Consider the following 20,249-nt stretch of genomic DNA (forward strand, 5'->3'; position numbering starts at 1 on the left):
CTTGACCTTCAGGGAATGGTGAGCGAGAACGGCGGCGGCGGCGGTAACAGCAGCCTCAGCGTGCTCTGCCACAGCTCGCACAGCATCACGATCTGCCTGTAACGGCCTATGGCGGCCATGGTCCTCCCTGGGACCATGGCCGCCATCGCCATGGTGGGAGCACCCATGACCTCCGGCACGACCTCCGTGCCCGCGCCCGGTCCCCCGCCGGTCCCCCTGCCCCGGGCCGCGGACCGGCTGCTGCTCGGCGCCACCCGCCGCGCCGGCGGGTGGACGGCGCTCGTCGCGGCCGCGGCGCTCGCGGACGCGGCCGCGGCCACGCTGCTGCCCCTCGCGCTGGCCCGCGCGATCGACGCCGTCCCGCCGGGCGGCCCGCCCGCGTCCGCCGCGTTCTGGCCGTGCGCCGCGCTCGTCGCGGTCGCCGCCGTCGCAGAGGTCCTGTCGGAGCTGGCGTCCGGCTGCGGCGCCGCGCGGGCGACGGCCTGGCTGCGGCACACCCTCGTCCGGCACGTCCTCGCCGTGGGCCCGGCGCTGCGCGTCCCCCCGGGGGACGTGGCGGGGCGGGTGGTCGGCGGCGCCGCCGAGGCGGGCGTCGCGCCCGCCGCCGCGCCCGAGGCCGCCGTCGCGCTGCTGCCCGCCGCCGGGGCCCTGATCGTGCTGTCGTTCATCGACTGGCGGATCGCGGCCGCGATCGCCGTCGCGCTCCCGGCGATCGCGCTGCTGCTGCGGGTGTTCGTCCGCGACATCACCGCGTCCGCGCACCGCTACCTCACCGTGCAGGGGACGATCGCGGGCCGGCTCGCCGAGGCTCTGACCGGGGCCCGGACGATCGCCGCCGCGGGCACGGCGGACCAGGAGGTGAAGCGCGTCCTCGCGCCCCTGCCCGGCCTGCGCGCCGAGGGCCACGCGATGTGGCGGGTCCAGGGCGGCATCGCCGCGCGGGGCCTGCTGGCGCTGCTGCTGCTCCAGGTCGCGGCGGTCGGCATGGCGGGCTCGGAGCTGATGGCGGGCCGGATCACGGCCGGCGAGCTGGTCGCGACCGTCCAGTACGCGGGGCTGGCCGCCGGCTTCGGGCCCGTCCTGACGCAGGTGCTGCGGCTCGGCCGGGCGCGGGCCGGGGCGCGGCGCGCCGCCGAGGTCCTCGCGCTGCCCGCCACCGGGCACGGCCCCGCCGACGTCCCGCCGGGCCCCGGGCGCCTGGAGTTCCGCGCGGTGAGCGCCGGCGGGGTCCTGGACGGCCTGGACCTGGTCGTGCCCGGCGGGCTCGCCGTCGCCGTCGTCGGGCGGTCGGGCGCGGGCAAGTCGCTGCTGGCCGCGCTCGCCGGGCGCCTCGCCGACCCCGACAGCGGGGAGGTCCTGCTGGACGGGGTGCCGCTGCCCCGGCTGACGCGCAAGGCGCTGCGCCGCGAGGTCGGCTACGCGTTCGCGCGGCCCGCCCTGTTCGGCGGCACCGTCCTCGACGCGATCGCCTTCGGGCCGTGCCGCCCGCCGGAGTCGTGGCTGCGGGAGTCGGCGCGCGCCGCCCGCGCCGACGCGTTCATCCGGCGCCTCCCGCTCGGCTACGGGACGCCGCTGGCGGACGCGCCGATGTCCGGCGGCGAGCTGCAGCGCATGGGCCTCGCCCGGGCGTTCGCGCACGCCGGGCGCGTCCTCGTCCTGGACGACGCCACCTCCAGCCTCGACACCGTCACCGAGCTGCAGATCACCGACGCGCTCCTCGGCCGGTTCGGCGACCGGACCCGGCTGATCATCGCGCACCGCGCCGGGACGGCGGCCCGCGCCGACCTGGTGGTCTGGCTCGACGGCGGCGCCGTCCGCGGGGTCGGGGAGCACGGCGTCCTGTGGCGGGACCCCGACTACCGCGCGGTCTTCGCGGCGGCCGCGCCCGACGAGGACGGGAGCGGGGCATGAACTCCCGGATGGACGCGACGCGGCTGCTGTCGCGGACCGTGGCCGGCGTGGTGCGGGCGCGTCCGCGCGGGGCGGTGGCGGTCCTCGGATGGTCGCTGGTGGAGGCGGTGCCGACGGCCGTACTGGGGCGGGCCGTCGGACGCGCCACGGACGCGTTCGCGGCGGAGCGCCCGGCCACGGCGGCGCTGTGGCTCGGGGTGCTCGCCGCGGCGGCCGTAGTGGGCGCGTACGGCAGCCGCCGCCTGTACCCGGCGCTCGCGGGGCTCGTCGAGCCGTTCCGGGACGAGCTGGTCCACCGCGTCGCGCGCGGGGCCCTGCACCGGTCGATGCGCGGCGCGCAGGACACCGGCGCGGTCGCGCGGCTCACCCACCAGGTGGAGATCGTCCGCGACACGTTCGGCGGCATCCTGGTCGTCGCGCGCGGGTTCGTGTTCACGGCGGGCGCGGCGCTGGTCGGGCTGCTGTCGCTGATGCCGGAGGTCGCGCTGCTGGTGGTGCCCCCGCTGGTCCTCGGGCTGGCGCTGTTCGGGGCCGCGTTCGGGGCGGCGGCCGTCCGGCAGCGGGACCTGGTCGTCGGCGAGGAGGAGATCGCCGAGCGGACGACCGCGCTCGCCGCCGGGATCCGCGACGCCGTCGCGTGCGGCGGCGAGGAGCGGCTGCGCGGGGAGCTGGGCGCGGCCGTGGACGCGCAGGCGGCGGCCGGGCGCGCGGTGGCGCGGTTCGCGGCGTTCCGCGCGGTCGCGCTGGCGGTGAGCGGCTGGCTGCCGCTGCTGGCCGTCCTCGCCGCGGCGCCGTGGCTGATGCGGCGGGGCGCCACGCCGGGCATGGTGATCGGGTCGCTGGCCTACGTCCTGCACGGCCTGCAGCCCGCGCTGCGGACGCTCGTGCAGGGCATGGGCGGCAGCGGCCTGCGGCTGGCGGTGACGCTCGCCCGCATCCTGGAGACGAGCGCGCCGGACGAGCCCGCGGGCAAGGGCGAGGGGGCGCGGGAGTCCGTGCCCGGGTCCGCGCTTCCGGCCGTGCCCGCCGGTCCGGACGGCGTTCCGGACGTTCCGGCGCCGGACGTCCCGGCGGTGGAGCTGCGCGGGGTGACCTTCGCCTACGGGGACGGCGCGCGCGCCGTGATCAGCGGGCTGGACCTCACCGTCCCGCGCGGCGACCATCTGGCGGTCGTCGGGCCGAGCGGCATCGGCAAGTCGACGCTGGCCGCGCTCATCGCGGGGCTGCTCCCGCCGACCGAGGGCGAGGTGCTGGTGGAGGGGCTGCCCGCGGGCGACCCCCGGCGCCGCGTGCTGATCCCGCAGGAGGCGTACGTCTTCACCGGGACCGTCCACGAGAACCTGACCTACTACGCGCCGGACGCAGGCGAGGAGGAGTTGGAGCGGGCCGTGGACGCGGTCGGGCTGGCCGGGCTCGTCCGCGACCTCGGCGGGTACGGCGCGCGCGTGGACCCCGCCGAGCTGCCCGAGGGGCGGCGGCAGCTCATCGCGCTGTGCCGCGCCTACCTGGCGCCGGCGCCGGTCGTCGTGCTGGACGAGGCCGCCTACCGGCTGGACGCCGCCGCCGAGGCCCGGGCGGAGGAGGCGTTCGCCCGCCGCCCGGGCACCACGCTGATCGTCATCGCGCATCGCGTCAGCTCGGCCGTGCGGGCGCGCCGCGTCCTGGTCCTGGACGGGACGCGCGCGCAGATCGGCGGGCACGCGGACCTGCCCGCCGTCTCGCCGCTCTACCGGGACCTCATCGGGCACTGGGAGGCGGGGGCCGAGCCCTCCGCCCCCGCGGAGCCGTCCGCCCCCGCAGGGCCGTCCGGCCCCTCAGAGCCATCCGGCGTCCTCGGCGATCCGGATGGCGTGCACCCGGTTCCGCGCGCCGATCTTGCGGTTGATGCGCGAGAGGTGGTTGCGGACCGTGCCGATCGTGAGGACGAGGTCCTCGGCGATCTCCGCCGCGGAGGCGCCCCGTGACGCCATCTCCAGGACCTCGATCTCGCGCTCGGTGAGCGGGCTCGCGGCGGAGCCGAGCTCGGTGAAGGCCAGGTCGGGATCCACCACCCGCTGACCTGTCGCGACCCTGCGGATGGCGTCGACGAGCGCGCCCGGCGAGGTGTCCTTCAGCACGATGCCGGACGCCCGGACGGCCACCGCCCGCCGCAGGTCGCCCGTCCTGCGGCGGCCCGCCATCAGCACGGTCCGGCAGTCGGGGAGCTCCTCGCGGAGTAACCGCGCCGCGGCGAAGCCGTCCAGGCCGGGGAGCGCGATGTCGATCAACGCGACGTCGGGCCGCCGGTTGAGCGCCGTCCGCAGGATGTGCTCGCCGGAATCGATCGCGGCCACCACGTCGAGGTCCTTGGCCCCTTCGAAGAAAGCGACAAGCCCGCCGCGCAGGAGAGGCGCCTGCTCGGCGAGGAGTATCCGAATCATGTTCTGTCTCCCGAGGCCCGCCACCCACGGGTGGTCTGAAGATGCACTTACCCAGAGTTGGAGATGTCATGGGCATCGTGGCGGCGGACGGGAGACAAGTCCCCGGGCATGGGTCTTCCAATGATGATCGTTCATGAGGTCACCTTGACGGGCTGGAGTCAGAGGTGCTGCCTACCGAGTGAAGCGAAGAGTATTCTCCGGGTCAACACAATAGCGGGATATAATATTAACAATGAGCGACGATGCGCACTTCACAGGGTGCAGAATTCCGGCGTCCACGCAGTTCAGGAGCAGTTACCTGGCAGTTCAGGACAGGAAATCGAACGTCGGCCCGATTCCGGCGGCGCGGGCGGCCTCATAGGCCGTCCAGCTGAGGACGAGGTCCTGCCAGGGCAGCCCGACGGGCGCGTAGACGGTGACCTCGCCGTTCCGGACGCGGCCGGGCACCTCGCCGAGCAGCAGGTCGCGCAGCGTCCCGGCGGCGTGCTTGACGTCCAGCCCGGCATCGGCCAGCACGCCCATCTCCACGGCCATCGCCACGTCGTCGACCACGACCCGGGCGCCCTCCAGCAGGTCGGCGCCGAGCTCGGCCTTACCGGGCTCGTCGGCGCCGAGGGAGGTGATGTGCGCGCCGCGCGCCACGTCCCCGGCGTGCAGGATCGGGCGGCGCGTCCAGGTGGCCAGGACGGCGATCCCCGCGTCCCGGGCGGCGGTCCTCGGGTCGGTCGTCACCGATCCGGTGATGCCGAGCCGGGCGCCGTGCCGCTCGGCGAAGCCCGCGGCGCGGCCCGCGTCCAGGTCGCAGACGGCGAGGGCGCGCACCGGGCGCAGCTCCGCCAGGCCGCGCATGACCAGCTCGGCCTGCGCGCCCGCGCCGATCACCGCGACCGCGTCGGCCTCCGGGCGGGCGAGGGCGTGGGTGCCGAGCGCGGCGGCCAGCCCGGTGCGCCACGCGGTGACGGTGGCCGAGTCGAGCAGCGCGAGCGTCTCGCCGGTGTGCAGGTCGTGCAGGCAGACGACGCCGCGCAGCGCGGGACGGCTGCCGGGGAACTTGGCGTTCACCTTGACCGTGTAGGCGGGGATCCCGGCCACCAGGCCGGGCAGCAGCGCCGTCGCGGTGCCCTGCCCGGGCAGCTTCGCGACCACCCGCCGGGGCAGCGCCTCGCCCTCGGCCGCCGTGAAGCCGCGGCGCAGCGCGTCCAGGCACACGGCGGGGTCGAGGAGCGCTTCCAGCTCGGAACGGGACAATAGGAGCGTCACCGGGCCCATTCTGGCGTCCTGCCCTCCCCCGCGTCGAACCTCACGGCCATCCGATCACCGGGGACGCCGCCGGACGGCGGTGAGGCCGTCCCCTCCGTCCAGCCCACAGAAACGGTCAATCCGCCCATCTTGCCCGGGATCGCGGCACGGATCCGCACCCATTGTGCCAACGTTGCGTCGCCGATTAGGGCACTTTCTTGCCTTACGTCCGCCTATGGGTTCTTCCACCATGTGCGTGTCCTCCGGCGTACCAACACGGGTGCGCCCAATCCCCCTGGAGGCTCAGTGAAGATCCGCCATGCCCGCATCAGCGGCGCCGCCGTCACCATGACGGCGACCGGGATGCTGGCGACCGCCCTCGTCTCCGTCCCGGCCGCGCATGCGGCCACCGGCGCGCCCGCCGCACCCGCCGGGCCCGTCACCGCCGTCCAGCCCGACCCGGGCAGGACGGCCTCCGCGCTGGCGAAGCGGCTCGGTTCCCGCACCGCCGGCTCCTACCTCGACCAGGCCACGCACAAGCTGGTGGTCACGGTCACCGACGCGGGCGCCGCGCGGGCCGTGCGCGCCGCCGGCGCCGAGCCGAAGACCGTCACGCGCAGCGGCTCGGACCTGAAGAGGGTCATGGCCGCGCTCAAGCGCGACGCGACCGTCCCGGGCACCGCCTGGGCCGTGGACGCGGCGTCCAACAAGGTGCTGCTGTCCATGGACTCCACGGTCACCGGCGCGAAGCTGAGGAAGGTGAAGGCGGCGGCGGCCAAGCAGGGCGCCGCGGTCCGCACCGAGCGGATCGCCGGGGCGCTCCGCCCGTTCACCGCCGGCGGCGAGGCCATCTACACGGGCAGCTCGCGCTGCTCGCTGGGCTTCAACGTCAAGAAGGGATCGGAGTACTTCTTCCTCACGGCCGGCCACTGCACCAACATCGGCGCCCAGTGGTACTCCGACCGGGGCAAGACCCAGCTGCTCGGCAACAAGACCGGCAGCAGCTTCCCGGGCAACGACTACGGCATCGTGAAGTACGCCGCGGCGCCGACCGACACCCAGGGGGTCGTCAGCCTCTACGGGAGCACGCAGGACATCACCTCGGCCGGCAGCGCCACGGTCAACCAGAACGTGACCCGCAGCGGCAGCACCACCCAGGTCCACACCGGCCGGGTCACCGCCCTCAACCAGACGGTGAACTACCAGGAGGGCTCGGTCAGCGGGCTGATCAGGACCACGGTGTGCGCCGAGCCGGGCGACAGCGGCGGCTCGCTGTTCGCCGGGGCCACCGCCCTCGGGCTGACCTCGGGCGGCAGCGGCAACTGCTCCTCCGGAGGGACGACGTACTTCCAGCCGGTCACCGAGCCGCTGGGCGCGTACGGAGTCGAGATCTACTGACCCCGGGACGCGGGTGACGTCCCGCTAGATCCCACGGCGGTCCGCCGGAGCTCCCAGGCGGCGGAAAGCCCCGACCACCCGGCCGCACGGCCGGGTCCGACCGGCAGCGCTCCGGCGACGGCCCCCGGTCCCCCACCGTCCAGGCGGGGGGCCGGGGGCCGGCCACGTCGAGGGGGAGGCGGGCGCGCCGGAGGATCAGGAGGCCGCGGGGACCTCCAGGGTGCGGTGGATCTCGGCGATGACGTCCGACTGGCACGGGACCAGGTAGAAGTGGTCGCCGGGCAGGACCTTCAGCGCGAAGCGGCCGTCGGTGACCTCGCCCCACGCCGCGGCCTGCTCCTCGGTCACATGCGGATCGGAGTCCCCCACGATCGCCGTGATCGGGACGGCCAGCCGCGTGCCGGGCCGGTGCGCGTAGTCCTCGATCAGCGCGAAGTCGTTGCGCACGTACGGCAGGACCAGCTCGCGCAGCTCGGGGTCGCGCAGCGCCTCGGCGTCGGTGCCGCCGAGGCCCACGATCTCGGCGACGACGGCGTCGTCGTCGCGGCCGGCGACGCGGTCCTCGCCCCGGTCGTGCGGCGCGCGCGTGCCGGAGGCGAACACATGCACAGGGGCGCTCCCCCGCTCCTGCAGCAGCCGCGCCACCTCGTAGGCGAGGACGGCGCCCATGCTGTGCCCGAACAGGGCGGTGGGACGGTCCATCAGCGGCGCCATCGCGCCCGCGAGGAGGCGCGCGAGCTGGTGGGCGTCGGTGACGAACGGGTCGGCCATCCGGTCGGCGCGGCCCGGGTACTGGGCGGCGTGCACCTCGACGGCCGGGCTGACCTCCTTGGCCCAGGACCGGTAGAACACCGCCGATCCCCCCGCGTGCGGCAGGCAGAACAGCCGCATCGACGCCCAAGGGCGGGTCTCGGCGCAGCGGAACCACGTCACGTGATCAACTCCTCCTCGTCGTGCCGGCGGCGCGATGGCCCCCGCGGCCACCTTAAAGCCCCGCACCCTTCGCATGTCCCGTCGAACCGGACGCCGCTCGCCGGGTCGCGGCTCCCCCGGCGCCGATACGCTGGGGGCCTGATCATCGAGACGACCGGAACCGGAGTTCCCCCCATGACACAGGCCCCCTCATTCGCCGTGATCCCGGGCGCCCAGGTGCACGAGGCCGTCGCCGGACGAGAAGAGCAGGTCACCCGCATGGTCGAGGCGGCGTACCGGCTGCACGGGGAGGGGCGGACGGTCAATCCCGACTCCTACTTCCTGCGCTTCCCCGACCGGCCGTCCGACCGGATCATCGCGCTGCCCGCCTCGGTCAAGGGCGACATCGGCGTGCACGGCATGAAGTGGATCTCCAGCTTCCCCGGCAACGTCGCGAACGGCATCCCCCGCGCGTCCGCCGTGCTGATCCTGAACGACGCCGAGACCGGCTACCCGTTCGCCTGCCTGGAGAGCTCCATCATCAGCGCGGCCCGCACCGCCGCGTCCGCCGCGCTCGCCGCCGCGACCCTCGCCGACCGGCGCGGCGACCGGCCCCGCCGGGTCGGCTTCATCGGCACCGGGCTCATCGCCCGCTACATCCACACCTACCTGGCCGGCAACGGCTTCGTCTTCGACGAGCTGGGCGTGCACGACCTGTCGCCCGAGCACGCGGCGGGCTTCAAGGGCTACCTGGAGCGGACCGAGGACGGCGCCGTCACGGTCCACGACAAGCCCGAGGACCTCGTCCGCTCCTCGGACCTGATCGTCTTCGCCACCATCGCGGGCGAGCCGCACATCCTCGACCCGGGCTGGTTCGAGCACAACCCGCTCGTTCTGCACGTCTCGCTGCGCGACCTCTCCCCCGAGATCATCCTGTCGGCCTACAACGTGGTGGACGACGTCGAGCACTGCATGAAGGCCAATACCTCGCCCCACCTGGCCGAGCAGAAGGTCGGCCACCGCGACTTCGTGGCCGGGACGCTCTACGACGTCCTCACCGGGGCGATCACCCCGCCCGCCGACCGCCCGGTGGTCTTCTCCCCGTTCGGGCTGGGCGTGCTCGACCTGGCCGTGGCCCGCTACGTCTACGACGAGGTCGCCGCGTCCGGCGCCCTGTCCACCGTCCCCGGCTTCTTCCACGAGATGAAACGCCACGGCTGACGCCCGGCGCGGGGACGCGAGACTCCGGACGGACGGGTCATCCGGCCTGGAACGGGCACGCTCCGTCCATGGATGAGCGAGATGACGGCCGCGGCGACGTCCAGGAGCTGAGCGACTTCGAGCTGACGGTCTACGAGACGGTGGCGGAGATCGACAAGGAGGGCGGGGCGGCGGACTTCGACACGCTCGGCCGGCTCGTCGGCGGCCCCGAGGAGGACCTCTGGGCCGCCCTCGGCCACCTGGTCTCGGTCAACCACCTCCACTCCACCCCCAAGGGCTACGTCCTCGGCCCCCACGACTGGGCCCCCTGACCGTCCCGGTGAGCGGGAGGCGGTGGCCGGGACCGGCCGGGGTGGGGCAGAATGGGCGACGACCAAGCAAGCGTCAGGTTGTGCTGGAGGCCGCCGGATGGAGCTCGCCGTCACCGAGGAGCTGCGCGAGACGCTGCGGCGCTTCTTCGCCGACCGGTCCCCCGGGGCCGAGGTGCGGCGGCTGATGGGGACGGCCGAGGGATACGACCCCGGCGTGTGGGCGCGGATGGCCGGGCAACTCGGGCTCCAGGGCCTCGCGATCCCCGAGGAGCACGGCGGCACCGGGTACGGGATGCGCGAGCTGGCCGTCGTGTTCGAGGAGATGGGGCGGGCGGTCGCCTGCGCGCCGTTCCTGGCCACCACCGTGGCCGCGGCGGCGCTCCTGGCCGGCGACGGCGGCCACGACCTGCTCCCCGGCATCGCGGACGGGACGACGATCGCGACGCTCGCCGTGGCCGAGGAGGACGGGCGGTGGGACCTCGCCTCCGTGGCCGCGAGCGGCGTGGGCGGGGTGCTGACCGGGGTCAAGAGCTTCGTCCTGGACGGGCACCTCGCCGGCCTGGTCCTCGTCGCGGCCCGCGACGAGGACGGCGCCGTCGCGCTCTACGCGGCGGCGGGCGACGTGCCCGGCCTCACGCGGACGCCGCTGACGACGCTCGACCAGACGCGCCGCCTCGCGCGGATCGGGCTGGACGGGGTCCCGGCGCGCCGCGTGGGCGGGGCCGCCGCCGTCGCGCGGGCGATGGACGTCGCGGCCGCGGCCCTCGCCGCCGAGCAGCTCGGCGGCGCCCAGCGGACGCTGGACATGACCGTCGAGTACACGAAGGTCCGCCACCAGTTCGGCCGTCCCATCGGCTCGTTCCAGGCGGTCAAGCACCGGTGCGCCGACATGTTCGTCCTGGTGGAGTCCGCGCGGTCGGCCGTACTGAACGCCGCTGCCGCCGCCGACGAGGCCCCGGACGAGCTGCCCGCCGCCGCCGCGCTGGCCAAGGCGTACTGCTCGGACGCCTACTTCCACACGGCGGGCGAGGCGATCCAGCTGCACGGCGGCATCGGGTTCACCTGGGAGCACGACGCCCACCTGTACTTCAAGCGGGCGCAGTCGTCACGGCAGCTGTTCGGCCCCCCGGCCCGGCACCGCGAGCGGCTCGCCGCCCTCGCGGGCATCACGGATGAAGCCGCAGCCCCTTAAGGACAGGGGCGCCGCCATCGGCTGAGGAAGAATGCCGCGCATGGGTACGAAACGACGGGCCAGCGGGGCGATGTTCGGGCTGGCGTACGGGGACGCGCTGGGCGCGCCGACCGAGTTCCTGAACATGCGGCAGATCCATCAGCGCTTCGGCGAGGACGGCCCCCGGGAGCCGTCCGGCTCGCCCGCCCTGGTCACCGACGACACGCAGATGGCCATCGCCGTCGCCGAAGGGCTGCTGGACGCCCTGGAGCACCCGCCGTTCACGGCCGACCGGGTCACGCCGATGTGGCGGCGGCGCTTCGTCGACTGGCTCCGCAGCCCCGACAACGACCGGGCGCCGGGCAACACCTGCCTGCGCGCGTGCGAGGGCATGGCGGCGGGGCGGCCGTGGCTCCAGGCCACCCAGCGCAACTCCAAGGGCTGCGGCGCGAACATGCGCGTGGCGCCGGTCGGGCTGGTCCCCGGCCTGCCGGACGAGGCCCGCTCCGGCGCGTCCCAGCTCCAGGCCGCCCTGACCCACGGGCACCCGACCGGCCTCGCCGCCAGCGAGCTGACCGCCTGGGCCGTCCGGTGGCTGGCCGGCGGCATGGCCCCCGCCGACCTGCCGGGCGCGCTCCGCGACCACTGCCACTCCCAGCGGACCACCTACCACGAGCGGTGGCTCGGCGGCCTGTGGCAGCGTCCCGGCGTGGACGACCCGGCCGCGTTCATCGCCCGCGGCTGGGACGAGTGCCTGGGGGTGCTCGACCGGCTCGACGCCGCCCTCGCCCGCGCGGACCGCGCGTCCGATCCGTGCCTGGCCACCGGCGCGGGCTGGATCGCCGAGGAGGCCCTGGCCACCGGCCTGCTCTGCTTCCTGCTGTTCCCGGACGACCCGGTGTCGGCGATCCGGCGCGGCGCGGCCAGCTCCGGCGACTCCGACTCGCTGGCCTGCCTCGCCGGTTCCTTCGCGGGCGCCCACCTCGGCATGGACGCCTGGCCGCCCGCCTGGTCGTCCCGCATCGAGTACGCCGGCCGGCTCGCGCGGGTCGGCGCCGCCTGGGATCAGGGGCTTGACGGGCGATAGCCACAAAGCTAATCTCTTTAGCCATAGGGCTACAGCGAAAGCAGGTGCGTGTGATGAGCGGACAGACCCAGTACCTCGATCTCCCGGGCGGGCGCCTCGCCTACGACGACGCCGGCGACGGGCCCCTGGTGGTGTGCCTGCCCTCGATGCTGGACCTGCGGTCGCAGTACCGGTTCCTCAAGCCGCTGCTGCTGGACGCCGGCTACCGGGTCGTGACCGTCGACCAGCGCGGGATGGGCGACACCAGCGCCGAGTGGGACGAGTACGGGAGCACGCCGCTCGCCCGCGACCTGCTGGCGCTGCTGCGGCACCTGGACGCCGGTCCCGCGCTCGTCCACGGCTGCTCCAACGGCGCCGCGGCGGCGGTCTGGGTGGCCGCCGAGGCGCCCGAGCTGATCAGCGGGCTGGTGCTGTCGGCGCCGTTCGTCCGGGACGGCAAGGCCGGGTTCGCGCAGAAGCTGACCGTCGCCCTCATGCGGATCCCCGGCATCGCCCGGCCGCTCTACATGTCGTACTACCCGAAGTGGGAGCCCAGGCCCCCGGCGGACTTCGCCGAGCACAAGGCGCGCCTGAACGCGAGCTTCAAGCGGCCGGGCCGCGCCCGGGTCATCGCCGGCTACATGAGCATGTCGCACGCCGAGGCCGAAGCCAGGCTCGACCGGGTGGCGGCCCCCACGCTGGTGATCATGGGCACTGCCGACATCGACTGGCCCGACCCGGTCGCGGAGGCCGAATGGGTCGCCGGACGGCTGGACGCCGAGGTCGTCCTCGTGGACGGCGCCGGACACCACCCCCACGTCGAGTTCCCTGAGAAGGTGGCCGAAGCCGTCCGGCGCTTCCACGGCTCCCTGGCGTCCTAGGACGCCGACCAGCCGCTCCAGGCGTCGATGGCGATGGCGATGACCGGCCCCTCGGGCGGGCGGTCCCGGTACTGGGCGTAGCGGTCGGCGAGGAGCCGGACGGGCTCGGCCGTGCGGGCGGGGTCCTCGACGATGCCGGCGCGGCCGTCCACGCGGACCCACCAGAGCCGGTCCCAGTCGTCCTCGTAGTGGTCGGCCAGCAGCGCGACCCGGGGGTTGGCGCGGATGTTGGCGAGGCGCCGCAGGTCACGGGTGCTCTTGGGCTTGTGGTCCACGGCGGTGTAGACCGTCCCCCGGTGGACGGCGAACGTCACGGGGACCAGATGGGGACGGGCGGTCTCGTCCACGGTCGCCAGCCGGGCGACCGGGACCGTCGTCAGCAGCCGGCGCGCGTCCGCCTGCGGGAGCCTGGGCACGCCGAGCAGCCTGCCATGCCGCGCAGCGCGGCGCCACGGCCCTACGCCCCTGTTTCCCATCCGGCCCTCCCCCGCGCGGGCGAGAGGGATCAGCCTGTGGCGGGAGGCTCCCCGGCGCCGCCCGGACGAGGGTTGCCGTGAGGGAACCGGCGCGAGGGAGCGGGAATGACGGTGGCGGGACGGTGGCCGCAGTGGTCGGGATACGCGGCCGGGGCGTGGTCCCTGGCAGCGGCCGCGCTGGCCCTGTACTGGGCGGCGGGCGGCGAGACGGGCTATCCGCTGCGGGACGTCGCGGGCGGGCGGGCGTCGGCCTGGCTGATCGCCGCGTGCCTCCTCGTCGGCGCGATCATGGCGGTGTCGAGCACGCGCCGGGTCGGGCGGCAGATGCCGCGCTGGTGGCCCCTGTCGGGGCTCTGGGCCGCCTGCGCGCTGGCCGGGGCGGGCACCTTCGGGTTCGTCATGAACGCGCTGCAGCTCGCCTTCACCGGGACGGTCGACGACTGGCCGACGTTCGGCGTCGAGATCCTGGCCGCGACCGGCGCGGCCCTGCTCGGCGGTGCCGCCGTGGCGTACCAGCGCAGCACGGCGGGGGCCTGCGCGCGGTGCGGCACGGCGCACGCCGGGACGGGCATGGCGAAGGTCCCGGCGCCGCCCGCCCCCGCTCCGCGCGCGGTGCGGCGCGCCGCCTATGCCGGGGCGCTGGCGTTCGCACCCTACGTGGCGATGAAGACGACGTGGGCGCTCGGCGGGACGTTCGCGGGCATCACCAGCGAGGAGACGATCGCCGAGTTCGAGCGCAACGGCGCCTCCGGCCTGATCCTGACGCTGGAGAAGTACGGCCTGGACTTCACCACGCTGTCGGCGCTGCTGGGGGTGTTCCTGCTGCTGGGGCTGACCCACTCGTGGGGCCAGGTGTTCCCCCGGTGGGCGCCGCCGCTGGCGGGACGGCGGGTGCCGCGCTGGCTGCCGCTCGTCCCGGCCTGGCTCGGCGCCCTGACGCTCGGCCCGTACGGGGTCGTCGCGGCGCTGGCCTACCTGCTGCCGTCGGCCGTGGGCCTGACCGACCTGCCCGACGACGGCGTCATGCAGGGGTGGTCGGGCTGGACGGTCGCGGCGTGCGGGATCGGCGCGTTCGGGGTCTACGGCGTCGCGCTGGGCGTCGCGGCCTGGTCGTACCAGCGCCGGACGCGCCCCCGATGCGCCGCCGTCGCATCGGAGACGGACGGGGGCCTCGCCGTCAGCCGGTGAGGCCGGGCGGCACCAAACCCCGTTCGACGACCTTCGCCAGCTCCTCGTCCGTCAGGATCCGGGGCTCGCCGATCGTCCGCGCCCGGACGTACACGCCGCACAGCCACTCCAGCAGCCGCGCGTTCTCGAACGCCTCGTCCAGGTCGCCGCCGATCGCGACGCCCCCGTGGTTGGCCATCAGCGCGGCGCGCTTGCCGCCCTCCATGGCCCTCCGCACGTTCTCCGCCAGCTCGGGCGTCCCGTACGTGGCGTACTCGGCGACCTTCACCACGCCGCCCAGCAGCAGGGTGTTGTAGTGGATCGGCGGGAGCTCCGCCATCGTCGTCGCCACCACGGTGGCGTAGGTGGAGTGCGTGTGCACGATCGCTCCGGCCGGGGCCGCCCCGTAGAGCGCGAGGTGCATGGGGGTCTCGGACGACGGCGCGCGCTCGCCGTCCACGATCCGTCCCGCCATGTTCACGACCGGGCAGTCCGCGGGCCCCATCCGGTCGAGCATCATCCCGCCCGGCGTGACCGCGACCAGGTCGCCCGCGCGGACGCTGACGTTGCCCGACGTCCCGGTCACCAACCCGGCCGCGGCCAGCCTCCGGCCGGTCCCGCACAGCGCGGCCCGCTCGTCCTCCAGCAGCATGCGAACACCTCTCACGTCCGGCGGTTCCCAGGGCGCACGCCCCCCGGTTACGGCGCGCGCACCAGATCGGCGGCCAGCACCGCCCCGGCCGCGCCCACGAGCTGCTCCAGCCGGAGCACCTCGGTCCGGTGGAAGGGCGGCGCGCCCGTCCGGGCGACGACCAGCGCGACGCGGCCCCCCGCGAGCGGGCAGACGGCGTACTCCACCCCGTCCGGCGCGGAGAAGGCGCGCGCCCGCAGCGGCAGCAAGGCGGGCAGTTCCACGCCGTCCGCGCCGCCGAGGCTGGTGTAGGCGGGCACGGCCCGCCCGTCCTCCCCCACCACGGCCAGCGCGGCCCAGTCGGCGCTGAGGATGCCCGGCACGGCGTCGGCGAGGATCTCCGCGCCGCGCTCCGGGACGGCCGCGACCTGCCCGATCACGGCGGCGTCCGGGAAGGCGCCCTGCGGCTCCACCGTCGGCCACACCCCGACGACCTCCACGCCGGGCACCGAGCCGAGGCCCTCCGGCAGCCGCTCGGTGCCCGCCCCGGCGGGCCACGCGACGGTGAAGTCGTCCAGCGCGCGGCCGCCCGCGCGCTCCAGCACCGCCATCTGCACGACGTCGGCGCCCGCGGCGCCGAGCGTGCGCGCCACCTGTCCCAGCGAGCCCGGCCGGTCCGGCAGGCGGACGCGGATCCGCAGCAACATCGCCACCTCCTGTATCCGAAAGATGCCCTCAGGTTGCGGGAGACGCGTTTCCATCGTGTTACCCACGCGTGTCGGCCCCGAGAATGCGGTGCTGGAACACGGCGCAGGGGTCAAACTAGAGTCCATGGAAGGTCAACCGAAGATCTATCGCCGTCAGCCGCCTCACCATTAAGGTAACCGCACCGTGTCGAGGGACCCCGATCGCCCAGTCAACGACGGCCCTGGAGCCGAGGCGGAGCCGTCACCCGGCGCGACGGGAACGGCGGAGCCCGGCTCGGGAACGGCACAACCCGGCGCGGCACAGCCCGGCGCGGCGGAGCCGGGGGCGGGCGTGGCGCCGTCCTCCGGGGGCGGGACGCCCGGCGCCTTCCGCGCCGAGATCAGGCAGGCCCTCGCGGAGCTGTCCGCTCGGCTCGACCGCGAGCACGAGCGCGCCGCGCACCGGGAGGCCGTGATCGACCGGCTGCACGAGGAGAACCAGCGGCTCCGCCGGGGAGAGCTGCAGGCCATGCTGGAGCCCGTCCGCGCCGCGCTGTACCGGCTGCACGACCACGCGCGCCGCGAGTCCGGTCGGCTCGCCGACCCGGACGGCGGCGACCCGCCGGACCGCGGGCACACGGCGCGGCTGCTGGAGGCGGTCGCCGACGACATCGCCGACGCGCTGGCCCGGCTCGGGGTGGAGCGGTTCGCGGTCGAGCCCGGCGCCCCCTACGACGCGGCCCGGCACCGGCCGATCGCGGTCATCTCCGTCGCGGACCCCGCCGAGGACGGCACTGTGGTGGCCGTCCAGTCCGACGGGTTCGAGCAGGGCGGCAAGGTGCTGCGCAAGGCGGCGGTCTCCGTCGGCAAGCTCGACCGCGGCGGGCCCGCCGGGAACGGGGCCGGAGGGGACGGACACGGGGACGGCGCGGTCCGCGAAGCGGAATCCGCCGTCAGGGCTGGGTCAAGTCGCCACCGCGCGGCCGGACGCGGCGAGACGATGAACACCGGACGCGGCACCGATGGGTGAGAGGGACATGGCTGTCTACGGGATCGACCTGGGAACCACGTACTCCTGCATTGCCTCGATCGACGACGTGGGACGGCCCGCGGTCCTGCGCAATCTGGAGGGGACCGACACCACGCCGTCGGTGGTGTACTTCGAGAGCGGCGAGAACGTCGTCGTCGGCGCCACGGCCAAGGACACCGCCGTCCTGGACCCCGACAACGTGGTCAGCCTCATCAAGCGGGACATGGGCCGGGACGTCACGCGCCCCATCCAGGGGATCGACTTCGCCCCCGAGGAGCTGTCGGCCTTCATCCTGCTGAAGCTGGCGACCGACGCGCGCACCACGACCGGCGAGGAGACCCGGGACGTGGTCATCACCGTCCCGGCCTACTTCGGGGCGGCCGAGCGCGACGCGACCCGCAAGGCGGGCCGGATCGCGGGCCTGAACGTCATCGACATCGTGTCGGAGCCGATCGCCGCGGCGATCACCTACGGCGTGCTGAACCCGGAGGCCGACCGGACGATCCTGGTGTACGACCTGGGCGGTGGGACGTTCGACACCACGGTCATCGCGCTGCGCGGCGGGCACATCGAGGTGGTGTGCACCGACGGCGACCACGAGCTGGGCGGCGCCGACTGGGACGCGCGGCTCGTCGAGCACCTCGCCGAGCGGTTCCGCGCCGAGCACCCGGACGCGGGCGACCCGCTCGACGACAAGCAGACCGAGCAGCAGCTCCGCCGCGACGCCGAGGACGCCAAGAAGGCCCTCACGGCCCGCACGTCCCACACCGTCCGCGTCATGCACGGCGGGCGGGTCGCGGCGATCGAGGTGACGCGGGAGAAGCTGGAGGAGCTGACCAAGGACCTCCTCGACCGCACGGTCGAGATCACCGGCCGGACCCTCGCGACCGCCGCCGACAAGGGCGTGGACGACTACGACGACCTGGTGCTCGTCGGCGGGTCCACCAAGATGCCGGTGGTGGCGGCGCGGCTGGAGACCGAGCTGGGCCTGGCGCCCCGCCTCCAGGACCCCGACCTGGCCGTCGCCAAGGGCGCCGCGCTGTACGCGTTCGAGGAGACCTACCGGCGGCTCGTCCGGGAGGGGTCGGCCGAGCGCGCCGAGGAGATGGCCAACCGCGCGGGCCTGTCGGCCGAGCAGCAGAAGCAGATCGCCGGGCGGCAGATCAAGACGGTCGCCTCGCACGCGTTCGGGATCGTGGTCGTCGACCGCGACAGCGGCGCCGAGCACGTCGCGCACCTCGTCCACGCCAACGACGACCTGCCCGCGGCCAAGACCGAGGACTTCTTCACCGTCTACGACGACCAGACCTCCGCCGACATCCGGGTGATGGAGCAGGCGGGCAGCGTCGAGTCCGCCGAGCTGATCGACAACACCGAGATCGCGACCGGCGAGATCCGCGTCCCGCCGGGCAAGAAGGCGGGCTGGCCGATCGGGGTGACGTTCGCGCTCGACGCGTCCGGGCTGCTCAACGTCACCGCCGTGGAGAAGGAGACCGGCGAGCGGCTGGAGCTGAAGGTGGACGTCGGCGGTATGTCCGAGGAGGAGGTCGAGCGCTCCCGCAAGGCCCTCTCCCGGGTCCAGGTGAGCTAGGGCGTGCCTCAGGAGCCCGGGCGCCGGGTGTCGTTCGACGAGGAGTACCGGCGGGACGTGCTGGAGCCCGCGCGGGCCGCGGGCGACCAGCCGCCCGAGGACCTGCGGGCCCGGTACGCGCTGCCCGATCCGGCGTCCGATGCGCTGGCGGCCGAGGCCGTCGCGGCACGGGTCAAGCAGGTCCGGCAGTGCTGGCGGCGCGCGCGCGGGCAGCTCAAGTACCGCCGGCTGATCGACCGGCTGGAGGCCGAGCACCGGGAGCTGGCGCCGCTGTTCGCCGCCGCCGAGCGCGGCGACCTGCGCCCGCTCGCCGACCGGCTGCGCGGCGGAGCCGAGCGGACGCGGCGGCGGCACGCCGAGGCCCGCGCCCGGCTGGCCGACGCGGCCGGGACGCTGCGGATGGTGACGCCCGCCGAGATCGAGGGCATCGCCCGGACCGGCGGGGTGCCCCGCGCCGAGCTGGAGGCCGCCGCCGCGGAGCGCGGCATCGAGATCCGCGAGCCCGACGCGCTGCCGCAGTCCGCCCCGTACCCCGCATACCGCAAGGTCCGCGAGTCGCTGGAGGTGCTGGGCAAGCGGCACCTGGCCGACTTCCTGTTCGGCGCGCGCCTCGCGGGCCCGATGCGCCTGCTGGACGGCTTCGCCGCGCCGCCCGGGCTGCGCCTGGACCAGGACGCGGTCGCGGCGGCCGGGGCCGAGTGGGCGCGCCGCAGCCGCGACACCAGCACCACCCACGCCGACACGGTCCTGGCCGCGCTGCGGTCCGGTGCCGTCCTGTCCGACCTGGTGCTGTACGACGTGGCCGACCGGCTCCGCGAGCGGCTGCGCCAGCGCGCCTCCGAGCGCGCCCTGCTGCGGCACGCCGTGGACGACCTGCGCGTCGAGGAGGGCGACGCCCGGCGCCTGGTGTTCGCCGTCGTCCGGGAGACCGGGACGGGCGGCGGCCTGGCCGGGCGGCTGCGCGCGCTGCTGGACGCGGGCGAGGTGCAGGCCGCGGCCGAGCTGGCCGACGCGGCGCACGTCCCGGCCCCGCGCCCGGCCGGCGCCCCCGCCGCGGACGGGGAGCCGCCCGAGGAGGAGGTGCTGGCCGCCGAGGCCCGGCACCGCCTCGACAGCGCGCTGCGGCTGCGCGAGACGGCCGTCGCCGAGCCCGACCCCGACCGCGCCTGGCGGCTCCTCGCCGACGCGCTGCGCCTCGTCCGCGACCTGCCGGGGGCCCGCGAGCACCAGCGGCGCCTCCCGCCCCGCCCCGTCCCGTCGCTCCGGGCGGACGTCGACGACGGCGGCGACGCCCGGGACGGCGGACGCGGTCCCGACGACGGAGACATGCCCGGCGATGGACACGGCGGAGGCGGCGGACACGGCGCGGGCAACGCGGGCGGCGCGGGCGGCGCGCGCGACGGAGGCGGCGCGGGCAACGCGGGCAGCGGAGGCGGCGCGGACGGCGCAGTCGGCGCGGGCCGTACGGTGGTGCGGTTGTCGTGGGAGCCCTCGCCCTCCACCGCGGGCGATCTGGTGTACCACGTGGTGCGGCGGCAGGGGCGGGCGCCGCGCGGTGCGTCCGATGGGGACACGATCACGGGGGCGCGCGACGACCGTCCGCCGGTGAACGTCCCGCTGTACTACGCGGTGGTCGCGGTGCGCGGCGAGGCGGCGGCCCCGCCCGCCGTGGCCGGGCCCGTACTCGTGCGGCCGGAGCCGCGCGAGGTGGAGCTGCAACCGGGGGACGGCCTGGTCACCGGCCGGTGGCGCTGCCCGGCGGAGGCGGCGCGGGTCGTGGTCGTCCGCGCCGGGAGGGCCGTTCCCGCCGGCCGTGACGGGTTCCAGGAGCGGGTCCCCAACGGACGCACGCACCACTACCGGGTCTGCGCCGTCTACCTGGACGAGTCCGGCCGGGAGGTCGTCACGGCCGGCGTCAGCGCGTCGGTGACGCCGAGCGCGCCGCCCGTGCCGGTGTACGAGCTGGCCGCCGAGCCCGACCCGGGCGAGCCGGGCCTGCTGCGCGTGCGGTTCGCGCCGCCCGCGCACGGGAGGGTCGAGCTGGTGCTGTCGGACGGGCCGCCGCCGTGGCCGCGCAGCGCGCTGGTCCCCGTCGAGGAGGTGCGGCGCGCGACGCGGCGGCTGGCGGCCTCGCCGGC

Annotated in this window: 18 protein-coding genes and 1 pseudogene; 13 read left to right on the forward strand and 6 right to left on the reverse strand. The window is 75.5% G+C overall.

What is annotated here, in order from left to right:
* Window positions 1–15: 15 nt before the first annotated feature.
* From E1298_RS51800 to E1298_RS50355, 3 genes and pseudogenes are all read left to right on the forward strand, one after another.
* Window positions 16–102, forward strand: a complete 87-nt coding sequence (locus E1298_RS51800) for a SapB/AmfS family lanthipeptide (protein ID WP_424923091.1) — start codon at window positions 16–18, stop codon at window positions 100–102.
* Window positions 103–165: 63 nt separating this feature from the next.
* Window positions 166–1,911 carry an ATP-binding cassette domain-containing protein gene (locus tag E1298_RS14550; RefSeq protein WP_131893356.1) on the forward strand — a complete coding sequence of 582 codons (1,746 nt, stop codon included), beginning with the start codon at window positions 166–168 and terminating at the stop codon, window positions 1,909–1,911.
* Between the two features lie 893 nt (window positions 1,912–2,804).
* A pseudogene (locus E1298_RS50355) lies at window positions 2,805–3,440 on the forward strand (ATP-binding cassette domain-containing protein); the annotation flags it as partial.
* A gap of 285 nt (window positions 3,441–3,725) precedes the next feature.
* Here E1298_RS50355 and E1298_RS14560 read toward each other — a convergent pair.
* Together E1298_RS14560 and E1298_RS14565 are read right to left on the reverse strand one after the other, a co-directional pair.
* Window positions 3,726–4,331 carry a response regulator transcription factor gene (locus tag E1298_RS14560; protein ID WP_131893358.1) on the reverse strand — a complete coding sequence of 202 codons (606 nt, stop codon included), beginning with the start codon at window positions 4,329–4,331 and terminating at the stop codon, window positions 3,726–3,728.
* A 306-nt stretch (window positions 4,332–4,637) separates the two neighbouring features.
* Window positions 4,638–5,591: an ornithine cyclodeaminase family protein gene (locus E1298_RS14565; protein WP_131893360.1), complete on the reverse strand. Its 954-nt coding sequence runs from the start codon at window positions 5,589–5,591 to the stop codon at window positions 4,638–4,640.
* A 285-nt stretch (window positions 5,592–5,876) separates the two neighbouring features.
* Here E1298_RS14565 and E1298_RS14570 point away from each other — a divergent pair, with 285 nt between their 5' ends.
* Entirely contained in the window at window positions 5,877–6,968 is a 1,092-nt protein-coding gene (locus E1298_RS14570; protein WP_207944629.1) for a S1 family peptidase, read from the forward strand.
* Window positions 6,969–7,163: 195 nt separating this feature from the next.
* Here the strand turns inward: E1298_RS14570 and E1298_RS14575 are convergent, their stop codons facing one another.
* Entirely contained in the window at window positions 7,164–7,901 is a 738-nt protein-coding gene (locus E1298_RS14575; protein ID WP_131893362.1) for a thioesterase II family protein, read from the reverse strand.
* Between the two features lie 174 nt (window positions 7,902–8,075).
* Here E1298_RS14575 and sbnB point away from each other — a divergent pair, with 174 nt between their 5' ends.
* The 5 genes from sbnB to E1298_RS14600 all read left to right on the forward strand — a co-directional run bounded on the left by sbnB (window position 8,076) and on the right by E1298_RS14600 (window position 12,530).
* The gene (gene sbnB, locus E1298_RS14580; protein WP_131893364.1) at window positions 8,076–9,101 is read left to right on the forward strand and encodes a 2,3-diaminopropionate biosynthesis protein SbnB; all 1,026 of its coding nucleotides are present in this window, start codon (window positions 8,076–8,078) and stop codon (window positions 9,099–9,101) included.
* Between the two features lie 68 nt (window positions 9,102–9,169).
* Window positions 9,170–9,412, forward strand: coding sequence for a hypothetical protein (locus tag E1298_RS14585; protein ID WP_131893366.1), 243 nt, complete (start codon window positions 9,170–9,172; stop codon window positions 9,410–9,412).
* Between the two features lie 97 nt (window positions 9,413–9,509).
* Window positions 9,510–10,604 carry an acyl-CoA dehydrogenase family protein gene (locus E1298_RS14590; RefSeq protein WP_131893368.1) on the forward strand — a complete coding sequence of 365 codons (1,095 nt, stop codon included), beginning with the start codon at window positions 9,510–9,512 and terminating at the stop codon, window positions 10,602–10,604.
* A 40-nt stretch (window positions 10,605–10,644) separates the two neighbouring features.
* On the forward strand, window positions 10,645–11,670 hold the full coding sequence (locus tag E1298_RS14595; protein WP_243725586.1) for an ADP-ribosylglycohydrolase family protein: 1,026 nt from the start codon (window positions 10,645–10,647) through the stop codon (window positions 11,668–11,670).
* 53 nt (window positions 11,671–11,723) lie between these two features.
* Window positions 11,724–12,530, forward strand: coding sequence for an alpha/beta fold hydrolase (locus E1298_RS14600; RefSeq protein WP_131893370.1), 807 nt, complete (start codon window positions 11,724–11,726; stop codon window positions 12,528–12,530).
* Here the strand turns inward: E1298_RS14600 and E1298_RS14605 are convergent.
* Window positions 12,527–13,006, reverse strand: coding sequence for a TIGR03668 family PPOX class F420-dependent oxidoreductase (locus tag E1298_RS14605; protein ID WP_131893372.1), 480 nt, complete (start codon window positions 13,004–13,006; stop codon window positions 12,527–12,529). The genes E1298_RS14600 and E1298_RS14605 overlap by 4 nt on opposite strands.
* A 105-nt stretch (window positions 13,007–13,111) precedes the next feature.
* Here E1298_RS14605 and E1298_RS49480 point away from each other — a divergent pair, with 105 nt between their 5' ends.
* Window positions 13,112–14,194: a hypothetical protein gene (locus E1298_RS49480; protein ID WP_207944630.1), complete on the forward strand. Its 1,083-nt coding sequence runs from the start codon at window positions 13,112–13,114 to the stop codon at window positions 14,192–14,194.
* Here E1298_RS49480 and E1298_RS14615 read toward each other — a convergent pair.
* Together E1298_RS14615 and E1298_RS14620 are read right to left on the reverse strand one after the other, a co-directional pair.
* The gene (locus E1298_RS14615) at window positions 14,184–14,825 is read right to left on the reverse strand and encodes a class II aldolase/adducin family protein (RefSeq protein WP_131893374.1); all 642 of its coding nucleotides are present in this window, start codon (window positions 14,823–14,825) and stop codon (window positions 14,184–14,186) included. The genes E1298_RS49480 and E1298_RS14615 overlap by 11 nt on opposite strands.
* A gap of 47 nt (window positions 14,826–14,872) precedes the next feature.
* Window positions 14,873–15,511 (reverse strand): ACT domain-containing protein, encoded by a 639-nt coding sequence (locus tag E1298_RS14620; protein WP_131893376.1) that lies wholly within the window; start codon window positions 15,509–15,511, stop codon window positions 14,873–14,875.
* A 184-nt stretch (window positions 15,512–15,695) separates the two neighbouring features.
* Between E1298_RS14620 and E1298_RS14625 the strand changes: the two genes are divergently transcribed.
* The 3 genes from E1298_RS14625 to E1298_RS49485 form a co-directional block, all read left to right on the forward strand.
* On the forward strand, window positions 15,696–16,520 hold the full coding sequence (locus E1298_RS14625) for a nucleotide exchange factor GrpE (RefSeq protein ID WP_243725587.1): 825 nt from the start codon (window positions 15,696–15,698) through the stop codon (window positions 16,518–16,520).
* Between the two features lie 7 nt (window positions 16,521–16,527).
* On the forward strand, window positions 16,528–18,111 hold the full coding sequence (locus E1298_RS14630) for an Hsp70 family protein (protein ID WP_131893378.1): 1,584 nt from the start codon (window positions 16,528–16,530) through the stop codon (window positions 18,109–18,111).
* Between the two features lie 3 nt (window positions 18,112–18,114).
* A partial coding sequence (locus E1298_RS49485) for a hypothetical protein (RefSeq protein ID WP_207944631.1) occupies window positions 18,115–20,249 on the forward strand: 2,135 nt, incomplete at its 3' end.

Origin of the sequence: Actinomadura rubrisoli (assembly GCF_004349215.1) — a bacterium.
In the GTDB taxonomy this organism is placed as follows: domain Bacteria; phylum Actinomycetota; class Actinomycetes; order Streptosporangiales; family Streptosporangiaceae; genus Spirillospora; species Spirillospora rubrisoli.

Coding starts and splice junctions, on each gene's coding strand:
- E1298_RS51800 (WP_424923091.1), top strand. CDS start 16: ATGGTGAGCGAGAACGGCGGCGGCGGCGGTAACAGCAGCCTCAGCGTG.
- E1298_RS14550 (WP_131893356.1), top strand. CDS start 166: ATGACCTCCGGCACGACCTCCGTGCCCGCGCCCGGTCCCCCGCCGGTC.
- E1298_RS14560 (WP_131893358.1), bottom strand. CDS start 4,331: ATGATTCGGATACTCCTCGCCGAGCAGGCGCCTCTCCTGCGCGGCGGG.
- sbnB (WP_131893364.1), top strand. CDS start 8,076: ATGACACAGGCCCCCTCATTCGCCGTGATCCCGGGCGCCCAGGTGCAC.
- E1298_RS14585 (WP_131893366.1), top strand. CDS start 9,170: ATGGATGAGCGAGATGACGGCCGCGGCGACGTCCAGGAGCTGAGCGAC.
- E1298_RS14590 (WP_131893368.1), top strand. CDS start 9,510: ATGGAGCTCGCCGTCACCGAGGAGCTGCGCGAGACGCTGCGGCGCTTC.
- E1298_RS14595 (WP_243725586.1), top strand. CDS start 10,645: ATGGGTACGAAACGACGGGCCAGCGGGGCGATGTTCGGGCTGGCGTAC.
- E1298_RS14600 (WP_131893370.1), top strand. CDS start 11,724: ATGAGCGGACAGACCCAGTACCTCGATCTCCCGGGCGGGCGCCTCGCC.
- E1298_RS14605 (WP_131893372.1), bottom strand. CDS start 13,006: ATGGGAAACAGGGGCGTAGGGCCGTGGCGCCGCGCTGCGCGGCATGGC.
- E1298_RS49480 (WP_207944630.1), top strand. CDS start 13,112: ATGACGGTGGCGGGACGGTGGCCGCAGTGGTCGGGATACGCGGCCGGG.
- E1298_RS14615 (WP_131893374.1), bottom strand. CDS start 14,825: ATGCTGCTGGAGGACGAGCGGGCCGCGCTGTGCGGGACCGGCCGGAGG.
- E1298_RS14620 (WP_131893376.1), bottom strand. CDS start 15,511: ATGTTGCTGCGGATCCGCGTCCGCCTGCCGGACCGGCCGGGCTCGCTG.
- E1298_RS14630 (WP_131893378.1), top strand. CDS start 16,528: ATGGCTGTCTACGGGATCGACCTGGGAACCACGTACTCCTGCATTGCC.